The sequence below is a fragment of the Pseudanabaena sp. UWO311 genome (genome assembly GCF_006937785.1).
Lineage (GTDB): Bacteria > Cyanobacteriota > Cyanobacteriia > Pseudanabaenales > Pseudanabaenaceae > Pseudanabaena.
The window spans coordinates 20,915-40,109 of the sequence record NZ_SJEE01000020.1; the positions used below are offsets into that span (position 1 = coordinate 20,915).

16 protein-coding genes are annotated in these 19,195 nt (G+C 41.0%); 9 read left to right on the forward strand and 7 right to left on the reverse strand.

The features are described 5' to 3' along the window. Positions 1-103: 103 nt before the first annotated feature. The 5 genes from PseudUWO311_RS15425 to PseudUWO311_RS15445 all read left to right on the forward strand — a co-directional run bounded on the left by PseudUWO311_RS15425 (position 104) and on the right by PseudUWO311_RS15445 (position 4,435). Positions 104-1,975 carry an ATP-binding protein gene (locus PseudUWO311_RS15425; RefSeq protein ID WP_142656137.1) on the forward strand — a complete coding sequence of 624 codons (1,872 nt, stop codon included), beginning with the start codon at positions 104-106 and terminating at the stop codon, positions 1,973-1,975. Between the two features lie 207 nt (positions 1,976-2,182). After that, on the forward strand, positions 2,183-2,530 hold the full coding sequence (locus tag PseudUWO311_RS15430; protein WP_142656138.1) for a hypothetical protein: 348 nt from the start codon (positions 2,183-2,185) through the stop codon (positions 2,528-2,530). Then, entirely contained in the window at positions 2,527-2,946 is a 420-nt protein-coding gene (locus PseudUWO311_RS15435; RefSeq protein ID WP_142656139.1) for an HNH endonuclease, read from the forward strand. The genes PseudUWO311_RS15430 and PseudUWO311_RS15435 overlap by 4 nt, the downstream gene beginning before the upstream one ends. Before the next feature lie 170 nt (positions 2,947-3,116). After that, a complete protein-coding gene (locus PseudUWO311_RS15440) occupies positions 3,117-3,596 on the forward strand; it encodes a hypothetical protein (RefSeq protein ID WP_142656140.1) in 480 nt (159 codons plus the stop codon). Positions 3,597-3,637: 41 nt separating this feature from the next. Beyond that, on the forward strand, positions 3,638-4,435 hold the full coding sequence (locus PseudUWO311_RS15445) for an SH3 domain-containing protein (RefSeq protein ID WP_142656141.1): 798 nt from the start codon (positions 3,638-3,640) through the stop codon (positions 4,433-4,435). Positions 4,436-4,440: 5 nt separating this feature from the next. Here PseudUWO311_RS15445 and PseudUWO311_RS15450 read toward each other — a convergent pair whose 3' ends face one another. The 3 genes from PseudUWO311_RS15450 to PseudUWO311_RS15460 all read right to left on the reverse strand — a co-directional run bounded on the left by PseudUWO311_RS15450 (position 4,441) and on the right by PseudUWO311_RS15460 (position 8,849). Next, complete coding sequence (locus tag PseudUWO311_RS15450; RefSeq protein ID WP_142656142.1) at positions 4,441-5,415, reverse strand: alpha/beta hydrolase; 975 nt, start codon at positions 5,413-5,415, stop codon at positions 4,441-4,443. Positions 5,416-5,466: 51 nt separating this feature from the next. Beyond that, on the reverse strand, positions 5,467-7,002 hold the full coding sequence (locus PseudUWO311_RS15455) for an adenylate/guanylate cyclase domain-containing protein (RefSeq protein WP_142656143.1): 1,536 nt from the start codon (positions 7,000-7,002) through the stop codon (positions 5,467-5,469). 113 nt (positions 7,003-7,115) lie between these two features. Next, positions 7,116-8,849 carry a zinc metalloprotease HtpX gene (locus tag PseudUWO311_RS15460; RefSeq protein WP_142656144.1) on the reverse strand — a complete coding sequence of 578 codons (1,734 nt, stop codon included), beginning with the start codon at positions 8,847-8,849 and terminating at the stop codon, positions 7,116-7,118. 331 nt (positions 8,850-9,180) lie between these two features. Between PseudUWO311_RS15460 and PseudUWO311_RS15465 the strand changes: the two genes are divergently transcribed. Then, positions 9,181-10,500: a 3-isopropylmalate dehydratase large subunit gene (locus PseudUWO311_RS15465; RefSeq protein WP_142656145.1), complete on the forward strand. Its 1,320-nt coding sequence runs from the start codon at positions 9,181-9,183 to the stop codon at positions 10,498-10,500. Positions 10,501-10,625: 125 nt separating this feature from the next. Next, entirely contained in the window at positions 10,626-11,264 is a 639-nt protein-coding gene (locus PseudUWO311_RS15470) for a hypothetical protein (protein ID WP_142656146.1), read from the forward strand. A 169-nt stretch (positions 11,265-11,433) separates the two neighbouring features. Here the strand turns inward: PseudUWO311_RS15470 and PseudUWO311_RS15475 are convergent, their stop codons facing one another. From PseudUWO311_RS15475 to recO, 3 genes are all read right to left on the reverse strand, one after another. Beyond that, a complete protein-coding gene (locus PseudUWO311_RS15475; RefSeq protein WP_142656147.1) occupies positions 11,434-12,825 on the reverse strand; it encodes an NAD-dependent malic enzyme in 1,392 nt (463 codons plus the stop codon). A gap of 127 nt (positions 12,826-12,952) precedes the next feature. Next, on the reverse strand, positions 12,953-14,326 hold the full coding sequence (locus PseudUWO311_RS15480) for an MFS transporter (protein ID WP_142656148.1): 1,374 nt from the start codon (positions 14,324-14,326) through the stop codon (positions 12,953-12,955). Beyond that, positions 14,323-15,159, reverse strand: coding sequence for a DNA repair protein RecO (gene recO, locus PseudUWO311_RS15485; protein WP_142656149.1), 837 nt, complete (start codon positions 15,157-15,159; stop codon positions 14,323-14,325). The genes PseudUWO311_RS15480 and recO overlap by 4 nt, the downstream gene beginning before the upstream one ends. Before the next feature lie 235 nt (positions 15,160-15,394). Here recO and PseudUWO311_RS15490 point away from each other — a divergent pair, with 235 nt between their 5' ends. Both PseudUWO311_RS15490 and PseudUWO311_RS15495 read left to right on the forward strand, forming a co-directional pair. Next, positions 15,395-15,895 (forward strand): GAF domain-containing protein, encoded by a 501-nt coding sequence (locus PseudUWO311_RS15490; RefSeq protein ID WP_142656150.1) that lies wholly within the window; start codon positions 15,395-15,397, stop codon positions 15,893-15,895. 109 nt (positions 15,896-16,004) lie between these two features. Then, positions 16,005-16,901: an Rpn family recombination-promoting nuclease/putative transposase gene (locus PseudUWO311_RS15495; RefSeq protein WP_142656151.1), complete on the forward strand. Its 897-nt coding sequence runs from the start codon at positions 16,005-16,007 to the stop codon at positions 16,899-16,901. A 43-nt stretch (positions 16,902-16,944) separates the two neighbouring features. On the opposite strand, the gene PseudUWO311_RS15500 is transcribed toward PseudUWO311_RS15495, so the two are convergent. Next, on the reverse strand, positions 16,945-19,011 hold the full coding sequence (locus PseudUWO311_RS15500) for an FAD-dependent oxidoreductase (protein ID WP_142656152.1): 2,067 nt from the start codon (positions 19,009-19,011) through the stop codon (positions 16,945-16,947). Positions 19,012-19,195 lie beyond the last annotated feature (184 nt).

The window sequence follows — 19,195 nt, forward strand, 5'->3', positions numbered from 1 at the left end:
TAAATTGTTTGTTTTGGGGGCGAAAGCCCCCATTTTTGTACAATTCTTATATATTAGTTTGTATGAATCAAATATCCGAAAAATAGGAACCGAATGAATATTTATGAAAATAAACCTTAGTAAAGCAATTTCAACATTTCATCCAAGTCCATCCTATGAACAAATATATTTTGAAGCAGTTGCCAATGCTTTGGATGCTGGCGCAGATAAAATATCGTTAAGGATAAAAATTGAGTCATTTGATAATCCCAAAAGTCTTGAACTTATAGTTGAAGATAATGGAACAGGCTTTATTAATAAAAATTTCAATAAATTTTCTCGGCTACTTGAAGTAGAAAGCAATGATCACAAGGGATTAGGTCGTCTTGTCTACTTATCATATTTCGAGAAAATCAACATTGAGAGTTATTATGCATCTAAGAAACGAATATTTACATTTGACAGTAATTTCAATGGAGAAAGTGAAGAATTAGAAAATGCAGAAGACAAATCGGGAAGCACTTTATACTTCAGCAAATATATTAAAGAAAAAATATACAGTTATGATTACTTAATTCCCGACAAAGTAAAAACAAGCTTGATAGAGCAATTTTTCCCATTGTTTTTTAGAAAAAAGGAAAGAGAAGAAATTCTCAACATTGAAATATCTTTAACTGTAGATTGTCCAAATTATGAGTATGACTTTTACTCTTGTAAAATCAACTTTAATCTTAATGATCTACCTAATTTAGAGAAAGCAACTTTCCAAGATTTGTCAGTAGATTTCTATGCAAATTTTGATATTCATTATTCTATTGACTATAATTTAGAGAAAGATAGATCTATTTATACTGCAATTTGTATCGATAATAGAGCGCTCAAATATGAATTGATTTTAATTGATTCTATTCCGCATGGATATCAAATGAGGTTTTTATTTATATCAGAGTACTTTGAGGGCAAAGCTAACTCTTCTAGACAAAGAATAGACTTGCCTGACGAAATCACTGAACGCAATTTAAAAGCAAAACTTCGAGCTGAAATTGGCAGAATAATTGAGACAAATATTCCAAGCGTTAAAACAAAAAATCAAGAAGTTAGTGATAAACTTAACAAACAATATCCTCATTTAGATGGATATTTCCCAAGTGATTCTATAGGTTTAATACAGAAAACATCATTTTTGGAAGAAGCGCAAAAAAAGTTTTTTAGTGAACAAAAACAGATTTTAGAATGTGATAATTTAGACGACTCACGATATGAGAAAGCTCTCGAACTATCTTCAAGAGCCTTGGCAGAGTACGTAATATACCGCGCTCGAATCATATCAAAGCTTAAAGAAATGTCACCTCAAAATAGTGAAGAGGATCTACACAAATTAATAGTGCCAATGAGAAAGACACTAAAGAAAGAAGTGCATGATGACGACATCTACAATAATAATGTTTGGATGCTAGATGATCGTTTCATGAGCTATAACATAATCCTAAGTGATGAGATTATGTCTAAAGTAATCAAAGAGATAACTTTAGATAAAGTTGAAGATAATAGTAGACCAGACATAACGATGGTTTTTTCGGGTAATCCTAACTTAGAACAAAAATTTAGTGCTGTAGTCGTGGAGCTAAAGAAAAAAGGACTTTCTCTAGCCAAGAATGAAGAAGTCGTAAGCCAATTAAAGCAGAGAGCTAGAAAGCTATTAAAATATTTTCCAAATAAAATTGAGAAAATATGGTTTTACGGAATAACAGATATTGATAATGAGTTTAGAATTTCTTTAAAAGAGCAGGGATTTAAAGAGCTTTTTTCTCATGGTCAAATGTTTTTTAATCTTCAACCTATTATCGTCGATGATGAGAATAATCCTTTTATGACAGACTTATTTGTTATGACTTATGAGTCTTTAATTATGGACGCAGAGAGTCGAAATGATTCATTCTTGAAAGTTCTCAGATGTCAAATTAGAAAATCTCTTGAAAACAATGTTCTCGCTTAGTAAACAATTGGAGCTAAGCCCCAAGACTTTTGTAGTAAAAGTGGAAATATTTGAAGTGATCGCTTTTTGATTGAGATTGGGGGAGATCGCTGTTTGATGTTGTTGGTTTGTTGATGGGCGATCGCTTGTATAGGGAAAGTTTTGATGATTTAGGCGATCTGATAAAATGAATTCTAAAAGCTAACATTAACAATCACTTGCTAACCTATGCAAATCACCCTAGACATACCAGACGATATCGCCGCTACTGTGCAAGATAATCTGCCGCAAATATTAGCTCTAGGATTGCGAGAAATAAACGCTAATCCCAATAACGGCTTTTCGGGATTGACCGAAATATTGCACTTTTTAGCCAAACTGCCCTCCCCTCAAGAAGTCTTAAATTTACGCCTCGCGCCAGACGCACAGCAAGAAATTGATGACCTATTAGAAAAAAATCGTACACAAGGTTTTAATGAAAGCGATCGCCTACTATGGCAGCATTATGAGTTTATCGAACATCTAGTGCGCCTTGCTAAGACTCAAGCCATGATTAAGCTCCAGCCGATTCAATGAGTAAAAGCCATATTTCCGCTAAACTCAGAAAATTAGTCAGCGATCGCGCCCAAAACTGTTGTGAATATTGCCTAATTCCCGAAAGCTTAACTTTAGTTTCTCATCAAGTAGATCATGTAATTGCTGAAAAGCATGGAGGCAAAACCACAGAAGAAAATCTAGCTTTATCTTGCTCACTGTGCAATCAAGCTAAGGGTAGTGATATTGCTTCTATTGATGTAGAAACAGGCGAAGTTATCAGACTCTACCATCCCAGACAAGATCAATGGCAAGAGCATTTTCAAATGGAAGAATGCGTAATTTATCCATTGACAGCCATTGGGCGCGTGACAACACAGCTACTGAAGATAAATCTATCAGCTTGCCTACCATATCGGAAGATGCTGGCTCAAGCAAAAATATTGATACAAAAATGATGTTGTTGGTTTGTTGAGAGGAGATCGCTTGTGAGTTGAGAGTGTTGATGTTTTGGGCGATCGCTCATGAACGAATGTGATAGTTTAGATACAACAATTCATTTTTGTAATTAAGCCTTCGGGTGACGATATGGTGATCGCGGATACACATTTTGCTGTAGAGGATAGATATGAGTATTAAGGTTCTATCTTGTTTTTTTGCGATCGCGGTTTTATCAGGCTCATTTACACAAGAGCTCGTGAGTGCTCCACTAAAGAATAATTGCACATTAAAAGAAACTAAAGGGGTAAAACAGGCAAAGTTATCTGGAGACGTGATAGGAAAGCTCACATGGAATGCTTGTACCAATATTGTCCAAGTTTTTGTTTTTGAGTTCCCCACTAAGCGAGGAGTTCTATTAACACATGCGGAAGCACTCACTAAAGCAGCAAGTCTTGTACGAGAGTGGAGGAAAGAAACACAGACAGGATTAGATCCTTTTCGTGAATTTCCTGAAGCTCTCGAAAAAAGGGCAATTCAGAAAAAGCGTTATGTCTTCGGTGAAAATATTCCAATTAGTGACTTGCGGGGCTGGGCAGGAACATCAGTTAACATTAGTTCGTCTCCTCAAACAACCCAACTTACTATTCGATATTGGGTTAATCCCTAATTGTTCTTCAGCTTTGTAGAAAGTCAGTTGGAATTGGATAAATGATAAAAAGTCTTGGAATCGCTTTAATTTTAGGATTTTCATCAATTAGTTGTCTTCCTGCTTTGGCAAGCACAAAGACTAATTTAGAATTGCCAAAATCTGAAACTGTGATTAACGAAGATATAGACAACAACGGAAAACCAGACCGCATTGTTGCCAGCTATTTTATTCGTCCAGTTTTAGTTCCCAAATATGACTCAAACGCTTGTCAGACATTATCAGGAAAATTTGTGAGATACACCTTGTATGCTGATGGACAGCAAACAGGTAAGGTCATTCTTGAACAGTCCTATGGCACTAGTCTGGCTAGTTACTGGATTCATAAATTAACTTTGGATAAAGATCTAGATGGCGATGGGCGAAAAGAACTATTGTTTTACATGGGTGATGACACCAGTCAAGAGAGTATGTATCTCTTTGTCAAGCCAGATGGAGTAAAGACAGTTTATCTCGGAGTTACGGATTTACCTGGAGCAAGTCTCAACGAAAATTTTGATTTGCAGTTTTTCAGAGGAGAAGTGGTTGCACAATGGAATCGAGCAGAACAGCTATGGAAGAGTAAAAATAGACGATTCGTATGGACGTTAGGCAATTGTGTAGAAATTCGGGAACGTCCAGATGCGCGATCAAACATTGTCAGTATGATGTCAAAGCATGAGGTTCTTACTGTTTTTCAGTCGCAAACAGATAATGGTTGGATTGGGGTAGAGTTTCCATACGGAAAGAAAGGATGGATTAAAAAGAATAATATTAGTTTTACTTCGCCAGCAAGAATGATTCGCTTTGCCAAACCATAGAATGCTTAATGCGCAGCAATTTTATCGATCGCTGTTTTTACAGCATTTATCAGTAGCTCTGGCTGGTCTACCCATACAAAATGACCACTTTGACTTGCCTCAACTTGCTGACAATCTGTGGATAATTGGCTTAGCTCAAGGTGCATTTTATCTCGTAATTGATTAATGCTCCGCAAAGGAATAAATGCAGTCCAAAATGCAGGCTTAAAGAAGGAGGAGGCTTTAATGCTAACGATAGGTAATGAGCCAAAATGTTTAGCGACACTCACTTGAGCTGAACTTTTGTCTAGATTGATAATCTCTCGGCTCATCGTTATCCAATGTTTGGGAAGACAAAAAGAATGCTTCACGCGATCGCGAGATTCTTCAGAAAAATTCCGTAACTCTGGCTTGATTAATTCAAATACTCTACATGTTCTCAATAATCGAATAACCCCAAATGCTGAGCCAAAGATAGACATCACAAAGCCTGACAGAAAAAACAACTTGAGTGCCTTTAATTGGAGCGGCATATTCAGCATCCCAATCTCATGCAGTCCATCGGTGAGGACGATACCCGAAACTTTTTGAGGAAACAAGTGTGCATATAGTCGGACATTGTAACTACCAAAGGAATCGCCTACCAAGATGTAAGGTGGCTCGATTTTGGCTTGAGTTAGCAATAGGTCTAGTTCCTTTACAATTTGCCCGCTGGTGCGAGGATGTGGGCTATGGTCGCTCCATCCATATCCTGCGCGATCGCAGATACATACTTTTCCTAGTTTGGCTAATTCCTCTATCAGCAGATAGCCTTCTACGCCGCCTAAGCTATGATCTAGCACGATTGTTGGTTTGGCTTCTCCTAGAGTATAAAGATGCAGCCGATATCCACCAACATCAATCAGTTGACCAATGGGCGATCGCTTATCTTCTAAGTAGCTAGCGATCGCTTGATAAAGTGTCGTAAAAATCAGCAGAATAACTTGGATTGCGATCGGCATTATCAGACCTTGCTATATATCTCGCTACATTTGAAATCACACAAGCTTGGATCATTCATAAACCACTTCAAAGGCTGATAGTTTGTCAGCTTTCCCTTTTAAGGATAACTCACCAACAGAACGACAGGAGATTTTGTCTTGCACAGCCGTAAAAGTTTCCTTGCTGATTAATATCTGTTTAGCAATAGCTCTACTTTCAAGACGCGCTGCCACATTCACGACATCACCAAGGACTGTATAGTCCATTCGACGTTCGCTTCCTAAACAACCAGCTATAACTTCACCTGTATTAATACCGATACCGAGATTGACAACATCTAAATTAGTCCTCATTTCGTTTATTTCAGCTACCTTGCGTTGGATAGCGATCGCGCAATTAACTGCTCTTATTTCCTGATCGATTTGTTCGGTTGGAGCACCGAATACCAGCATAATTGAGTCTCCAATAAACTTATCAATTGTGCCTTCATATTGGAAAACTATTTCAATGATGTCCTGAAAATAACTATTAAGGAGTGCAAAAATATCATCAGGAGAAGCAGTTTCGGCATAGGAGGTGAAGTTACGCACGTCACAGAATACACAAGTTACTTTACGTCTTTCACCTGCAACAATCTCGGCAAAATCTGAGCTGTGCATAATCCGATCCACCACCTGCCTAGTGACAAAGCGGCTAAACATATCTTGCATTTGGGCTGAGCGATATTTTTCATGTTCGAGTAGATGTTGAACACGTAGTATGGGATTTTGTGTGATAACTCTCTTATATGTTTCAATACCAACAGTTCCTTCTCTCAAAAGGGCGCGAGCACAATCTTGGATTGTCTGATGTTTAGTATTTGGTAAAGGGGTAATAATGTTGTTTTCTAAATAATCCTGCAAAATTGGTCTTGTCTCATCATCGATTTGCAAAATTTCGTAGACAGCACCTCGTGTTTTAGTCCCACGTTGTTCGCACAGCTCACACCCAACTTCTTTCCATAATTCTTCTGTTCGATGACTATTAGGATCTAACAACTTCATTGCTTCAACTCCAACTTGAACTGGTTGAGCGCAATTTGTACATAAGAGAGGCAAAAGCGTTTGCGACCAAATGCAAGAAAATTGCTGAAGGATTTCTGAATAATTAATTCCTATCCAGTCTCGAAAATTGTAGACAACATCGATCCCTATATAAGGCGTATCAATACAAGTAAAAATCCATCGTTTTTGTTGAGCACCAAGAAAGACTGCTTTGTAATTGATCAAGTTCAACATGTCAATGACAAAAGGGATAGACGAATCTTGAATAGAATTTTCTATTGCCTCAGTCCAAGCAGCTTCTGTTGGTACAACAACCTGAATCGACCAGTTCTCTGGAAGTACAAAAGGGAAATTTAGATCTTCTGTAAAAAGTTTGACTGATGATCCTGACTTGGTAAACTCTTGTACAACTGCCAATAAAGCTGTTAGTTTACCTGTGCCAGATTGACCTGTAGTTGCAAAAACACCTGGTGGGCTTTGAAGAATTCTATGAACAAACTCTATGGTAGTCTCCAAGTCCAACTGCTGGAGAGTCAGTATTGGTAGTGGGTTAGGAGGGTGCATGTTACTAAGCTATAAAATTTAGATTTATTGAAATTTGATAAATTGATAAACATACTAAGCAATAAAGAGAGGACGATCGCCCTCTCTTTATTGTGAGATATATGGGTTAGAAACTATTTAACGAAAAATAGTAACGCACCAATTGCTAAAAAGACGATTGACCATAACAGCCCCCAAAAGGCAGGATGACTGGAAACTTTGTTGCCATTTTTGGTAGATAGAAGTTCTAAATCCATCCAAGACGCAACACCGCGACGGAACCAACCTTTTGCTGTGGTTTCTGTTCCGATCAAGCCTTCTACACGCTTCATGCCAAAGAAGAAATTCCCCAAGGGGCCCCAACGCGAAGCATAGAGCAGATACATCATGCCAGTTTTGTCCTGCAACTTCAGGTCAGAACCAAACACATAACCCGCATCACCACGACCGATCAGAGTTCCCTCCAATTGCACAGGTTGACCGCGCAAAGGGCTAGCATAGGCATCAGACATGAGCGTAATCACATCATTCGCAGGCGCATTCTTGGAACTTGGAAACATGACCGATCGCTTAAAGATCATCACTGCACCAAGTAACAACAGAGGAATTGCCACAAATGCCTTGAGAATGCCAATACTTGTGTATGTAGCAGCACCGATCGCTAAACCAACTGCGATCGCAATAAACTCTGCACCATAAAGCAGGACATCTTGATAGAACGTGCCATAGAGACGTTTTTTGTCGAGGCGTTTACCTTCGGCAACAACATGCCCCATATCAAATTCCATATCTAAGCCCAGTTGCTCAGCATAGTTACTGAGAGCACGAACTCGCTTACCCGTCAGTGGATGAGTCGAATTTAACTCCATCCACCATGCCCAAGGATTAAATAAATCCCAGAGAAATAGGCGACCAACTTTTTCTGGAGAAGAAGAAATTTGATAGGCAGTACCAGTGGAAGCCGCAGCTTTGGCATCGTAAATACCCAGAGCGCGAGTACCTTGCATCAAACGGCTTGGTTCTTTAGACTTCTCAGTTTCTTGGACAATACCATAGGCAATTTTAACCAGAGAGCGAGATAGAGCATTAGGATTACCTGTCTGCTCAGCAGCAAAATGGTCAGCGAAATATTCTCTAGTACGTGATAGGTAAAGCACCATATATGTACCAATGATGTAAAACGCATAGGCGATAAATGCAGTTACCATCGCTGCATTTTCAGCACGTTCATCATTAATTCTTTTGCCGAGTTCACGGATAGTGACATAGAGCAAATAGGTGATCTGCACCAATGTCGAAGCCACAGTCATCACCGCAAAATCCCAATGGACGATATGACCCAGTTCATGGGCATAAACAGTAGCAGCTTCATCATCGTCAAGATACTTAAACAAACCTGCACTGACTACTAGACGAGCGCTATCTGGCAAAGCGCCATAGGTAAAAGCGGTTGGATTATTATCATCAATGATGCCGAGGCGAGGCTGCTTCAGCTTCTTAAGACTACAGATCCGCTGAATCACACGCGCCGATTCGGGACTGAGTCGCTCGATTTCTGCGATTTCTACCCAGCGAGTATGATAGAGCCAGCCTTGAGTCAAGTCCATGATCCAAGGCGACACAAAGAAAATAATCGCATTCACCACAATCGTGACTAGGACGGCAACGCCAAATCCAAGAATAGGGTTGGGACTATTGACAATAAAAATGGTAGCTGTAACTAGTGAAAATACGATTCCCACAAGTAAGGCGATCGTAATACTAGAGGCTAGCGCAAGATTCCCTGCGATTTTAGCTGTGGCAAGACTTGCGCCAACTTGAGCAGCCCGTCCTGCTTTTTGTGGAAGTTCTGATTCTGGTGTGGACATAAAATCCTCTCTCAATTTTATTGAGCCTTAGTTTGAGCCTTAGTTTGAGTATTAGTCCCGTATCATGATGTTTTTGTTGCAAGCCGCCCCAATTAACATCAACATAATTCAATACAAATTATGATATAGCGATCGTCATAATCATGATTTTACGTAAAGATTAAATTTGATCCTCAAACGAAGCCATTTTTTGAAAGTGTTGCTTTGCAACACTTTCAAAAAATGGCTTCGTTTGGGTTTGAGTGCAAGCACTGTAAAACTTCCGATCTCGGACTATAATTTAATTTACAAAACTAGTAGGAATCAACATCTACGCAAGGACATCACAATTATGGGAATGACACTCACCGAAAAGATTTTGGCAAAAGCGTCGGGCAAAAGTCACATTAGCCCAGGCGAAAATATTTGGGTGAATGCTGACCTGCTAATGACCCATGATGTCTGCGGCCCTGGTACGATCGGCGTATTTAAGCGTGAATTTGGTCAAGATGCCAAGGTGTGGGACAAAGAAAAATTAGTATTGATCCCCGATCACTATATTTTTACCAAAGATACAAGAGCTAACCGCAATATTGATATTTTGAGAGAATTTGCCAAAGAGCAAGACATTAAATATTTTTACGACATTACCGATCTTTCAGACTTTAAAGCGAATCCTGACTATAAAGGTGTTTGCCATATTGCTCTTGCGCAAGAAGGTCACACGCGACCAGGTGAGGTGCTATTTGGCACTGATTCCCATACTTGTAATGCGGGAGCATTTGGACAATTTGCCACAGGCATCGGCAATACCGATGCTGCCTTTGTTTTGGGAACTGGCAAATTATTGCTCAAGGTTCCTGCCTCGATGAAGTTTGTATTTGATGGAGAAATGCCGCCTTATTTGTTGGCGAAGGATTTGATTTTGCAAGTAATAGGCGATATCGGCGTTAGTGGCGCAAACTATCGAGCTTTACAGATTGAAGGCGAAGCGATCGCCAAAATGACCATGGAAGAGCGGATGACGATCTGCAATATGGCGATCGAGGCTGGTGGCAAAAATGCCGTGATTGCGCCAGACCAGACTACTTTTGACTATGTGCGATCGCGCACCGACAAGCCCTTTGAGTCGCTCTACGCCGACGCTAATGCCGAGTATTACTATGTCAAACATTACGATGTCTCCAAACTAGAACCCGTAGTTGCAAAACCTCACTCTCCTGACAATCGCGCACTTGTTCGCGAAGTACAAGATGTGAAGATCGATCGCGTATATATCGGCTCCTGCACTGGCGGTAAAACAGAAGACTTCTATCACGCCGCTAAATTGATCAAAGGTCAACAGGTCAAGGTTCCCACTTACCTTGTACCAGCAACACAGAAGGTTTACAATGACCTATTCAGCTTGAAGATCGATGGCTTGACACTCTCAGAAATCTTCTTGCAAGCGGGTTGTATTGAACCAGCATCTCCATCCTGTGCTGGATGCTTGGGTGGACCACAAGATACTTTTGGACGAGTCAATGAAGCAGAAGTTTGTGTCTCGACCACAAACCGTAATTTCCCTGGACGTATGGGTAATAAGCAAGCACAAATTTATCTTGCTTCGCCCTATACTGCCGCAGCTTCTGCTTTGACAGGACATATCACCGATCCACGTGATTTCATGTAATCTTAAGTCCCAAAATGGCGTTGTCATTTTGGGACTTAAGGACACAATGTAGGGACAATTCATGAATTGCCCCTACATTGAAATCGGGGTTTCACTTCTGTTCAGGTAGTACAAGTATTAATAGTTTGGTCAAAACAAAAGTTATTGAATGTTATAGCTCCCAAGGATATGAAGTCATTAACCAACCTCATATTCAGCAGCTTCCATTTGATTTAAATGGATATATTCCCAATTTACTGGTGAAAGTATCCGAAAATCAGGGATTTATTGTTGAGGTAAAAGATGTTGCAACAAACTTGCCCATTTCTCATTATCGAGAGCTAGCCAAAAATGTGGCTGAGCATGATGGCTGGCGATTTTTGCTTGTCACTGGGGAAGATGCAACACCGATCGCTGAAGAAGATATTGAGGATCATAAACTTACGCGATCACAAATTCTACATCGCAAAGAACGGATTGCCAAATTAATCTCGATTGGAGAAAATGAGGCTGCCTTTCTATCGCTTTGGATATTTGCCGAGATCTTGATGCGAAGACATGCAAGACATACCTTAATTCCTATTGATCGATTACCTACGATTTTGATGATCCACCATCTTCACGAGCAGTTGGGTATTTCTGAGCATCAGTTTGAGAGAGCAAGCAGTTTGAACGAAATTAGAAACCGCGTCGCTCATGGATTTCCTGTCAAGTCAACCAATCTCAATGAGGCACTTGAAAAGCTTCTAAATTTAGTTGATGAATTTCTTGCCATGCAAACATAAGTAGCTATAGCAATGTAAGAGATATCTAGGACAAATCAAAACCCAAATAAGTGAAGGCGGGACTTCGTGCCGCCTTCACTTATTTGGGTTTTATATCCTAAGCAAACCTTACATTGCTATAGGCAAAATTAATTACTTAAAAAATGGCGTGCAAAACACCCCATTTTCTTTATGCATTGGCTAGCCCTTGCTGGCGTGCTACTGCATGTACTGCGGCGGCTACAGCATGGGAAACGCGGGGATCAAATACAGAAGGAATAATAAAATCAGGCGCAAGATCACTGCTACTGACTAAAGAGGCGATCGCTTGGGCAGCACCTAAATTCATTTGGGTCGTGATTTTGGTAACCCTCGCGTCAAGCGCTCCACGGAAAATTCCTGGGAAGGCAAGAACATTATTGATTTGATTGGCATAGTCACTGCGACCTGTGGCAATGACAGCAACATCGTTTTCTACAAGTTCTGGTTGAATTTCGGGATTAGGATTTGCCATTGCAAAGACAATCGGTGCAGGAGCCATACTCCTTACCATTTCAGGGGTAAGCGCTCCTTTGACACTTAGCCCAACAAACATATCGGCTCCCTTGATCACATCTGCAAGAGATCCAGACATGTCACTGGCAAACTCTAGCTTTTCAGCGGTCAGATCAGGGCGATCTTTGCTAATGCAGCCTTGAGAGTCGCACATGGTAATTCGCTTCACACCTGCTTCACGCAGGAGGCGAGCAACCGCAATTCCCGAAGCACCAGCACCATTCATGACAATACGGACAGTATCAATCGGTTTGCTGACAACCTTAAGGGCATTAATTGTCGCGGCAACGACAACGACAGCAGTTCCATGTTGGTCATCGTGATAAACAGGAATATCTAATTCTTCTTTGAGGCGTTTTTCGATTTCAAAACAGCGTGGGGCACTAATATCTTCAAGGTTTATACCGCCGAATGTTGGAGAAATTCGTTTTACGGTTTCCACGATTTCATCGACATCTTTCGTATTCAGACAAATCGGGAATGCATCTAGTCCCGCAAATTGTTTGAAAAGCATGGCTTTACCTTCCATGACAGGCATGGCTGCTTCAGGGCCAATATCGCCTAGTCCCAAAACAGCCGTGCCATCAGTAACTACAGCGATCGTATTGCATTTGATCGTGTAGTCATAAACCTTGCGCTTATCTTCCGCGATCGCCATACATACTCGCCCCACCCCAGGGGTATAGACCATCGCGAGGTCATCTTGTCCTTTGACAGCAACTTTGGCTTCGAGGTGGATCTTGCCACCTTTATGAACTTGGAAAGTGCGATCGTAAACTTCAAGAACACGAATTTCGGGGACTGCCTTCACAACGGCAATCAATTTATCCATATGCTCAGTACTGTAAGCATTCACCGTAATATCGCGCACTGAAATTTTGCGAGTCTGTTGAATAAGGTCAATCTGTCCCAGATTCCCTCCCGCTTCAGCTAGAACGCCAATGACTGAAGATAGCATTCCTGCGCGGTTGAGGAGTTGCACGCGGATCGTTAAGCTAAAGCTGGGATTAGGTGTTAGTTGTTGCATCGTGAGGAGTAATTAATTGCATAGAGTCAGGCAAAGCCCGACTCTATGCAATGTTACCTGATTGTTTGTTTGTGTTGCGTTACAAATCACACATCCATAAAGAAAATGGTGCTTAGTAACACTTTCTTTATGATTCGACTAATTGACGGGCAATGTACCAAGTGAGAATCCCCGTCGCGATCGCGATCGCACTGAGCGCAAAAATCACCTTCTGCAATCCAAAATAGGATTCGGCTATTCCTGCTACTGATAAAGGCAAACTGAGGGCAATATTCACGGCATTATTTTGCAATCCAAAGACCTTACCGCGCATATCTTCAGGTGTTTCTTCTTGAATTACTGTCTGCATGGGAATTACGCATAATCCCGCAAAAATTCCCGTACCAGCGATCGCAACTAATCCTAAGCCAAAGCGATCGCTAAAAATTGCCAACATCCCCAAAAATGCTGACATCCCAAGTGAGCCAATTAGAGAAAGCATTTGACGACTACAGCGATCGCCTAGTTTTGCAACAATTCCTGCACCGATCGCCATCCCCAAACTCGCTACTGCTAATAAAAATCCAAACTGCTCCGATTTTATTTCGGGCATGACTTCGGCTAAACGTACTGCTAGTACAGTCAGCGCCGCAATAATGGAAAAGGTACAAATTAATTGAATTAGTGCCGAAAGGGAAGTCTTTTTCTGCTTGAGATATTGCAAACCATCTTTGATGTCATTCCACAAATGAAAACTATCGCGGTGCAAGTCTTCTTTAGTTTCGCCTGTTTTCAATAAAATCAGAATGATCCCCGCGACCAAATAACTACCACCAACCAGAACTTCTTGACCGACGTTATGCCAAAGATGATCGGATAGGGCTAAAAGTGGTTCACCAAGGGCAAACCCTAAAATCAGCGCCCCCATGATTGTGGTTGTGTAGAGCGAATTTGCCGACAATAACTTGGGTTTTTCGACTACGAGCGTAATCGCTGATTGTTCGGCAGGGGTGAAAAACTGCGTAAAGGTGGAGACCAGAAAAGTAATGCACAGTAGGCCCCAAAAGCCAGTTGGTGCGCCCCAAGGTAACACACTATTCTTGGTAACCCAGAGTAGCAGGGGGATGCTGAGAACCAAGACTCCGCGCAGAATATTAGAGCTAACTAAAACTGTTTTTTTATTCCAACGATCCACATATACGCCAGCGATCGATCCAAACAAAATCGCGGGAATTGTGAATGACACCATGACTGCGGAGACCCAACCGCTAATCGTTTCGCCCTCATGCTGAAATTGTGTAGAAACGATCGCAATCACAAGTACTAAAAAGATTTTATCCGCAATCTGCGAAAATACCTGCCCAGTCCAAAGTGACAAAAAGTTAGGGTTACGAAGAACAGATTTAGAATCAGCAGTCAAATCTGGAGCTATTGAGGGCTCAGGAGCACTGGCAAGAACGTCATCATGAGGCTTGGGCGGTTCTGGCAGATTGGGTGTGGGTGGATCGAATAAATGGGTCATATATTAAAAAAACAGTTATCAATCAGAGCCGAAGACTGGATTGGTCTATCAAAATGATACTGTGCATAGGCTCGTAACAATCTTTCAACTGCAAGCCAATCTGTTGTATTCGTTTCTAAAATATTATCTGCTAAATCAGTTTGCGCAAGTTCTTGCATAGCCAGAAGTTCAGCGGCTGTTAGGTAGTGACTGATGCGATTGTGCATAGCCTCACTCATGCTTGATTCAGCACCGTCATCGTTCGGATTACCGTCACTAGGATGATCGGTTATTTCAAGGTTGATGACTCCACCGCCGACAATACTAAAACCTGCTTTCCATTTTTGCTGTTCGCGATTTGCTATAACTGGGCTTTGACTAATGCAACAGCTATGTACTTGGGGCGCAAATCCTGCGATCGCAAGCAAATGGTAAGTCCCATGATTCAAATGCGCTAATACATTTTGATTTTCAGCATCCTGAATGCGATTGAGATGCTCGACTAGTAATAAAAACAACTCTTCTTGAGGTTGGGCGGATAATGCTTGCATCAGAGCCAATTCTGATAAATATTGGGCGGCAGTAAGCTTAGCTAGAGTTTTCCCCAACCCCACAAAAGATTGCAAAACTTCAGCATTTTTAATGCGATCCATATTGCGCCCTACGGAAATTTGCAAATCATTGACGACAAACAAGCCCGATCGCCCTGCCATTGCCGAGCGATGTTTTCGCGCTCCTGCGGCGACAGCTCTGATCAAGCCATGCTCCTTGGTGAGAATGGTTATTAGGCGATCGTTTTCGCCCAAGGGCATCCCCTTAAGATTTATTCCTGTGGCTCGATATTCTTTAGGCAATTTGGGACTCGTGGCTAAATAATTAGACTAAGATAGCGATATCAAATAATCGATGATTGTTTGATATCGGATCACTCACTGATTTGTTTTTTACCCGTCTTACAGCAATTATCGATCAAACGAACCATAAGAATTTTTTTAAAAGTGTTGCTTTGCAACACTTTTAAAAAAATTCTTGGTTCGGGTTTGAGCGCAAAGCGCTGTAAATACAGATTTAACCATTTCTATTGCCATAATGAATCCTGTCAATCGCGATTTGAGTTCTGTTTTAAGTCGCATCACCAATAAGTTACAACAAGATCAAATTGTTAGTGACGCGCTGCATAGGTTAAGAGAGCAGCTTGATGTTGATCGCGTAGTTTTATATTATTTTTACAAACAATGGAAAGGACAAGTCACTTTTGAGTCTATAAGTGAAAAGAAGTATTCAATTATTGGTTCAACAGGAGCTGATGATTGCTTCAATGTTGATTATGCTACACTTTATTTGGAGGGACGTATAAAGGCTACTGATGACATTGAGAAGGCGACTATTAGCGATTGTCATCAGGAGTTTTTGAGAAGTATGCAAGTGCGATCAAATCTAGTTGCACCAGTTTTAACTAATGGAAAGCTCTGGGGTTTATTAGTTGCTCATCATTGTCAAGACTTAAGATTTTGGGAAGCGTCAGATATTGACTCAATCCGAGAATATTCTCACTATCTAGCCTCTGCTCCTTCAATCATCGATTCATGATTTCAGAATGGACAGCGCTCCGCGCTGTCCATTCTGAAATCATGAATCGATATGCAAGCTCACAACAAATTTCTGCTAAAATCAAATTCTGCAAGATTAGCCTGAAAGTATGAGATTTATTAGTCCAAAAACTGATTTTGCATTCAAGAAAATCTTTGGCTCTGAACAAAGCCATGATGTCTTGATCAGTTTTTTGAATGCGATGCTTTACAACGGCGATCGCAAAATTTCGCAATTAGAAATTCTAAATCCTTATTTAACTCCGCGCATCCGAGGTGTTAAGGACACTTATCTCGATGTCAAAGCCAAGCTGGATAATGGCACAAGCGTAATTATCGAAATGCAAGTATTAAATATTGAAGGATTTGAAAAGCGAATTCTCTATAATGCTGCAAAAGCCTATTCTATTCAACTCGGTATTGGTCAATCCTATTCGCTCCTAAATCCTGTGATTGCACTGACAATTACTGATTTTGTGATGTTTCCCGAAATAAATCAATTGACTTCTCGGTTTATTTTAAAAGAGAAAGATTTTTTGATTGACTATCCCATTTATGATCTTGAGTTGGTGTTTGTTGAGTTACCAAAGTTTGACAAAGCGATCACTGATCTAGAAACCATGGCGGACAAGTGGTTATATTTCCTCAAACATGCGATCGATTTAGATGTTGTGCCAGAGAGTATGAATCTTGTGCCAGAAATTAGGCAAGCTTTTGAATTTGCGAGAGAAGGCAATCTCTCGCCTGAAGAATTAGATGAGTTAGAGCATCAGGAGTTCTTTATCCAAGATCACCGTAACGCAATCATCAAGGCTTTGAAACAAGGAGAAAAGAAAGGCTTGGAGCAAGGTTTAGAGCAAGGCTTGGAGCAAGGTAAAACTGAGGCAACGCTAGCAATGGCAACAAAATTGCTTGATCTTCTTGATGACGCGGCGGTTAGCCATGCGACTGGGTTGAGTTTGCCAGAAATAGCAAAATTAAGAAGTATGAGATCGCAACATCAATAAGACAGTAAATCTGTAGCGATCTCATGTCGTCAATTTACAGCAATCACCAGATCTTCCAATCACTCCAGTTGAGATTAAAAATAGAAGTGTCGGGAAATGCGATCGCATTATTATTCTTTACTAACATTTGCTGTAACTGCATAAGTTGTGGGCTTACCATTGGCAAATCCTCAACTAGTTGATAAGGGAGAATTCCTTCAGACAAAGCAAAATCAGCAGTTGTACCTGCGGCGGCTCCAACAGACCATTCATAGGAATGGACGCGATAGCCTGCGGCGACGATATAGCTAAAGGCGATGTTTTTGCCAGACACGATCAGATTATCAATTTTTTGAGGAATTAGCGATCGCAATGGAATTTGTCCTGGGAATGCTGGCCCGTGACCATTGCGAACTCCAGCACGTTCGGTATTTCCTGCTTTCTCAACTGGATATTCACTCAAGCAAGGATGGAAGTCTAGATAATATTGAGCAATGCCGATCGCATCAGGATAAATCGTCGAACGGGTACGACGCGGAATTTTGTTTGGATCAGTATTATTTCTAATAGTGCTAGCTGCGTCTAATCCTGACAAGGCTTTCCATAAGCTGCGGTAGGTTGATTCTGAAAGTTTATTTCGATAAAGTTCAGTACTAAAATCGACCTGTGAGACATCAATTTCCGACATACTAAATCCTTCAGGATAGCCATAGGAAGGGCGACCGATAATCCGCCTTGATTCACGAATGTACGGATATTTGGACAACCCATGTAAAGTCCCCATTGGCGAGTCAAGGCCCGTTAGTAAACGGTGATTCGGAAAAGGCTTTTTCCAATCAGTTTTTTGTTGCGAATCCGTTGTTCCTGCTACTAGCCAATAATAGAAGCCAAGCGCGATTTCTTCCCCACTTTTAAGGGTTTCTGTGCGTAAGCCACCCATCCATCCATTAGGCTCTAGTTGACCCATGCGTTGCAATTGTGCTTGAGAGTAAATGAGATTATCCTTGTCAGTCCCTGGGCGATAGTCATTACCCCATACCCAGTTCTGCATGGAGATATCACCTGCTTTCATGGCAGAAACGCCAAAGGCATTCTTCTTAGGATTTTCTGATTCAGCACTCCAGATCCGTCGATAGGTAAAGATCGTATCAAAGTTGGCGAGATTTGGCTTCGGGTCAGAACCGTAATAGGGTAAATAGCGATCGTAAGATTCAGGCTTCTTCTGTGGCTGAGCTTCCTTGGTTTGCTCCATTGCAAAGGTGTAGGTAAAACCTTGAGTGCAGTAGGCATCATTGGTCGTTACAGGTGAAGATGGATTGAGATGCGATCGCGGATCGATACCCAAGCGATAGGGAACATCAGCTAGGGCAATAATTTCCCCTGTTTCGGTGGAGTCAATTACAAACCAATCACTTGAGCGCTTTTGCATCTGAGTCTTGTCATTGACTAAAGGCACAAAGCGAATAATTTGTTTTTGTAAGCGTGGCGAATTTTCGTAGCGATATGCATCTTCAATAATTTGTGAAAGTGGCTCGGTATTTAATGGTGGCGTATTTGGTGCGGGACTATGTTGAATTGCGATCGCGCGATCGATCAGTTTTCCGTCTGCACTCATTTCCAACTTCTTAATCACGGTATTCGGAAACCATTTCAGCTTACCATTACCTTTTTGCGCTGCTTCCTGCAACATGCCCACTAGTATTTGCTGCGCGGTATTGGGGATAAAACAAGACACACTTACCCAACAATCTCCCGCATTCAACTTTCCATAATTCTGTTCAATGCGCTTCCGAAATTCTGTATATCCTTGAGGAAAAAACCACAGATTGCGCTGTTTCTTAGCTTCATCTAAAGCAGAAGTACCTTGAGCAGTGATCTGTCCACCTACCCAATCGGTAATTTCAGTCATACAGACAGTGCGTCCTGCTAGTAGACCTTCGTAAGCAGTTGCTGTACCTGCCACACCACCACCCACGATCAGGATTTCACAATCTTCATTACGCACTGATGCTTTAGGCAGAGAATTTTGGGCGATCGCAAGATCGACAATTCCTATAGATCCTACGGAAATAGAGATCGCATAGATTGAAACACAAGCTTTAGAACTGAGCTTTTTCAATGATTTTGACATTAGGGTAAATTTTTTAGATTGCAGCAGATCCTAACCTTAAGTTTACCTCGCCTTAAACTCATGACGCTAATGTTAGGAGCATAGACAAAATATTACGACGTTATAACTATAAAACCCAAACCTCAAGAGAGCGTTACACCGCAAAGCAACGCAACTCTCTCTTCAGGTTTGGCAACAGCTATAG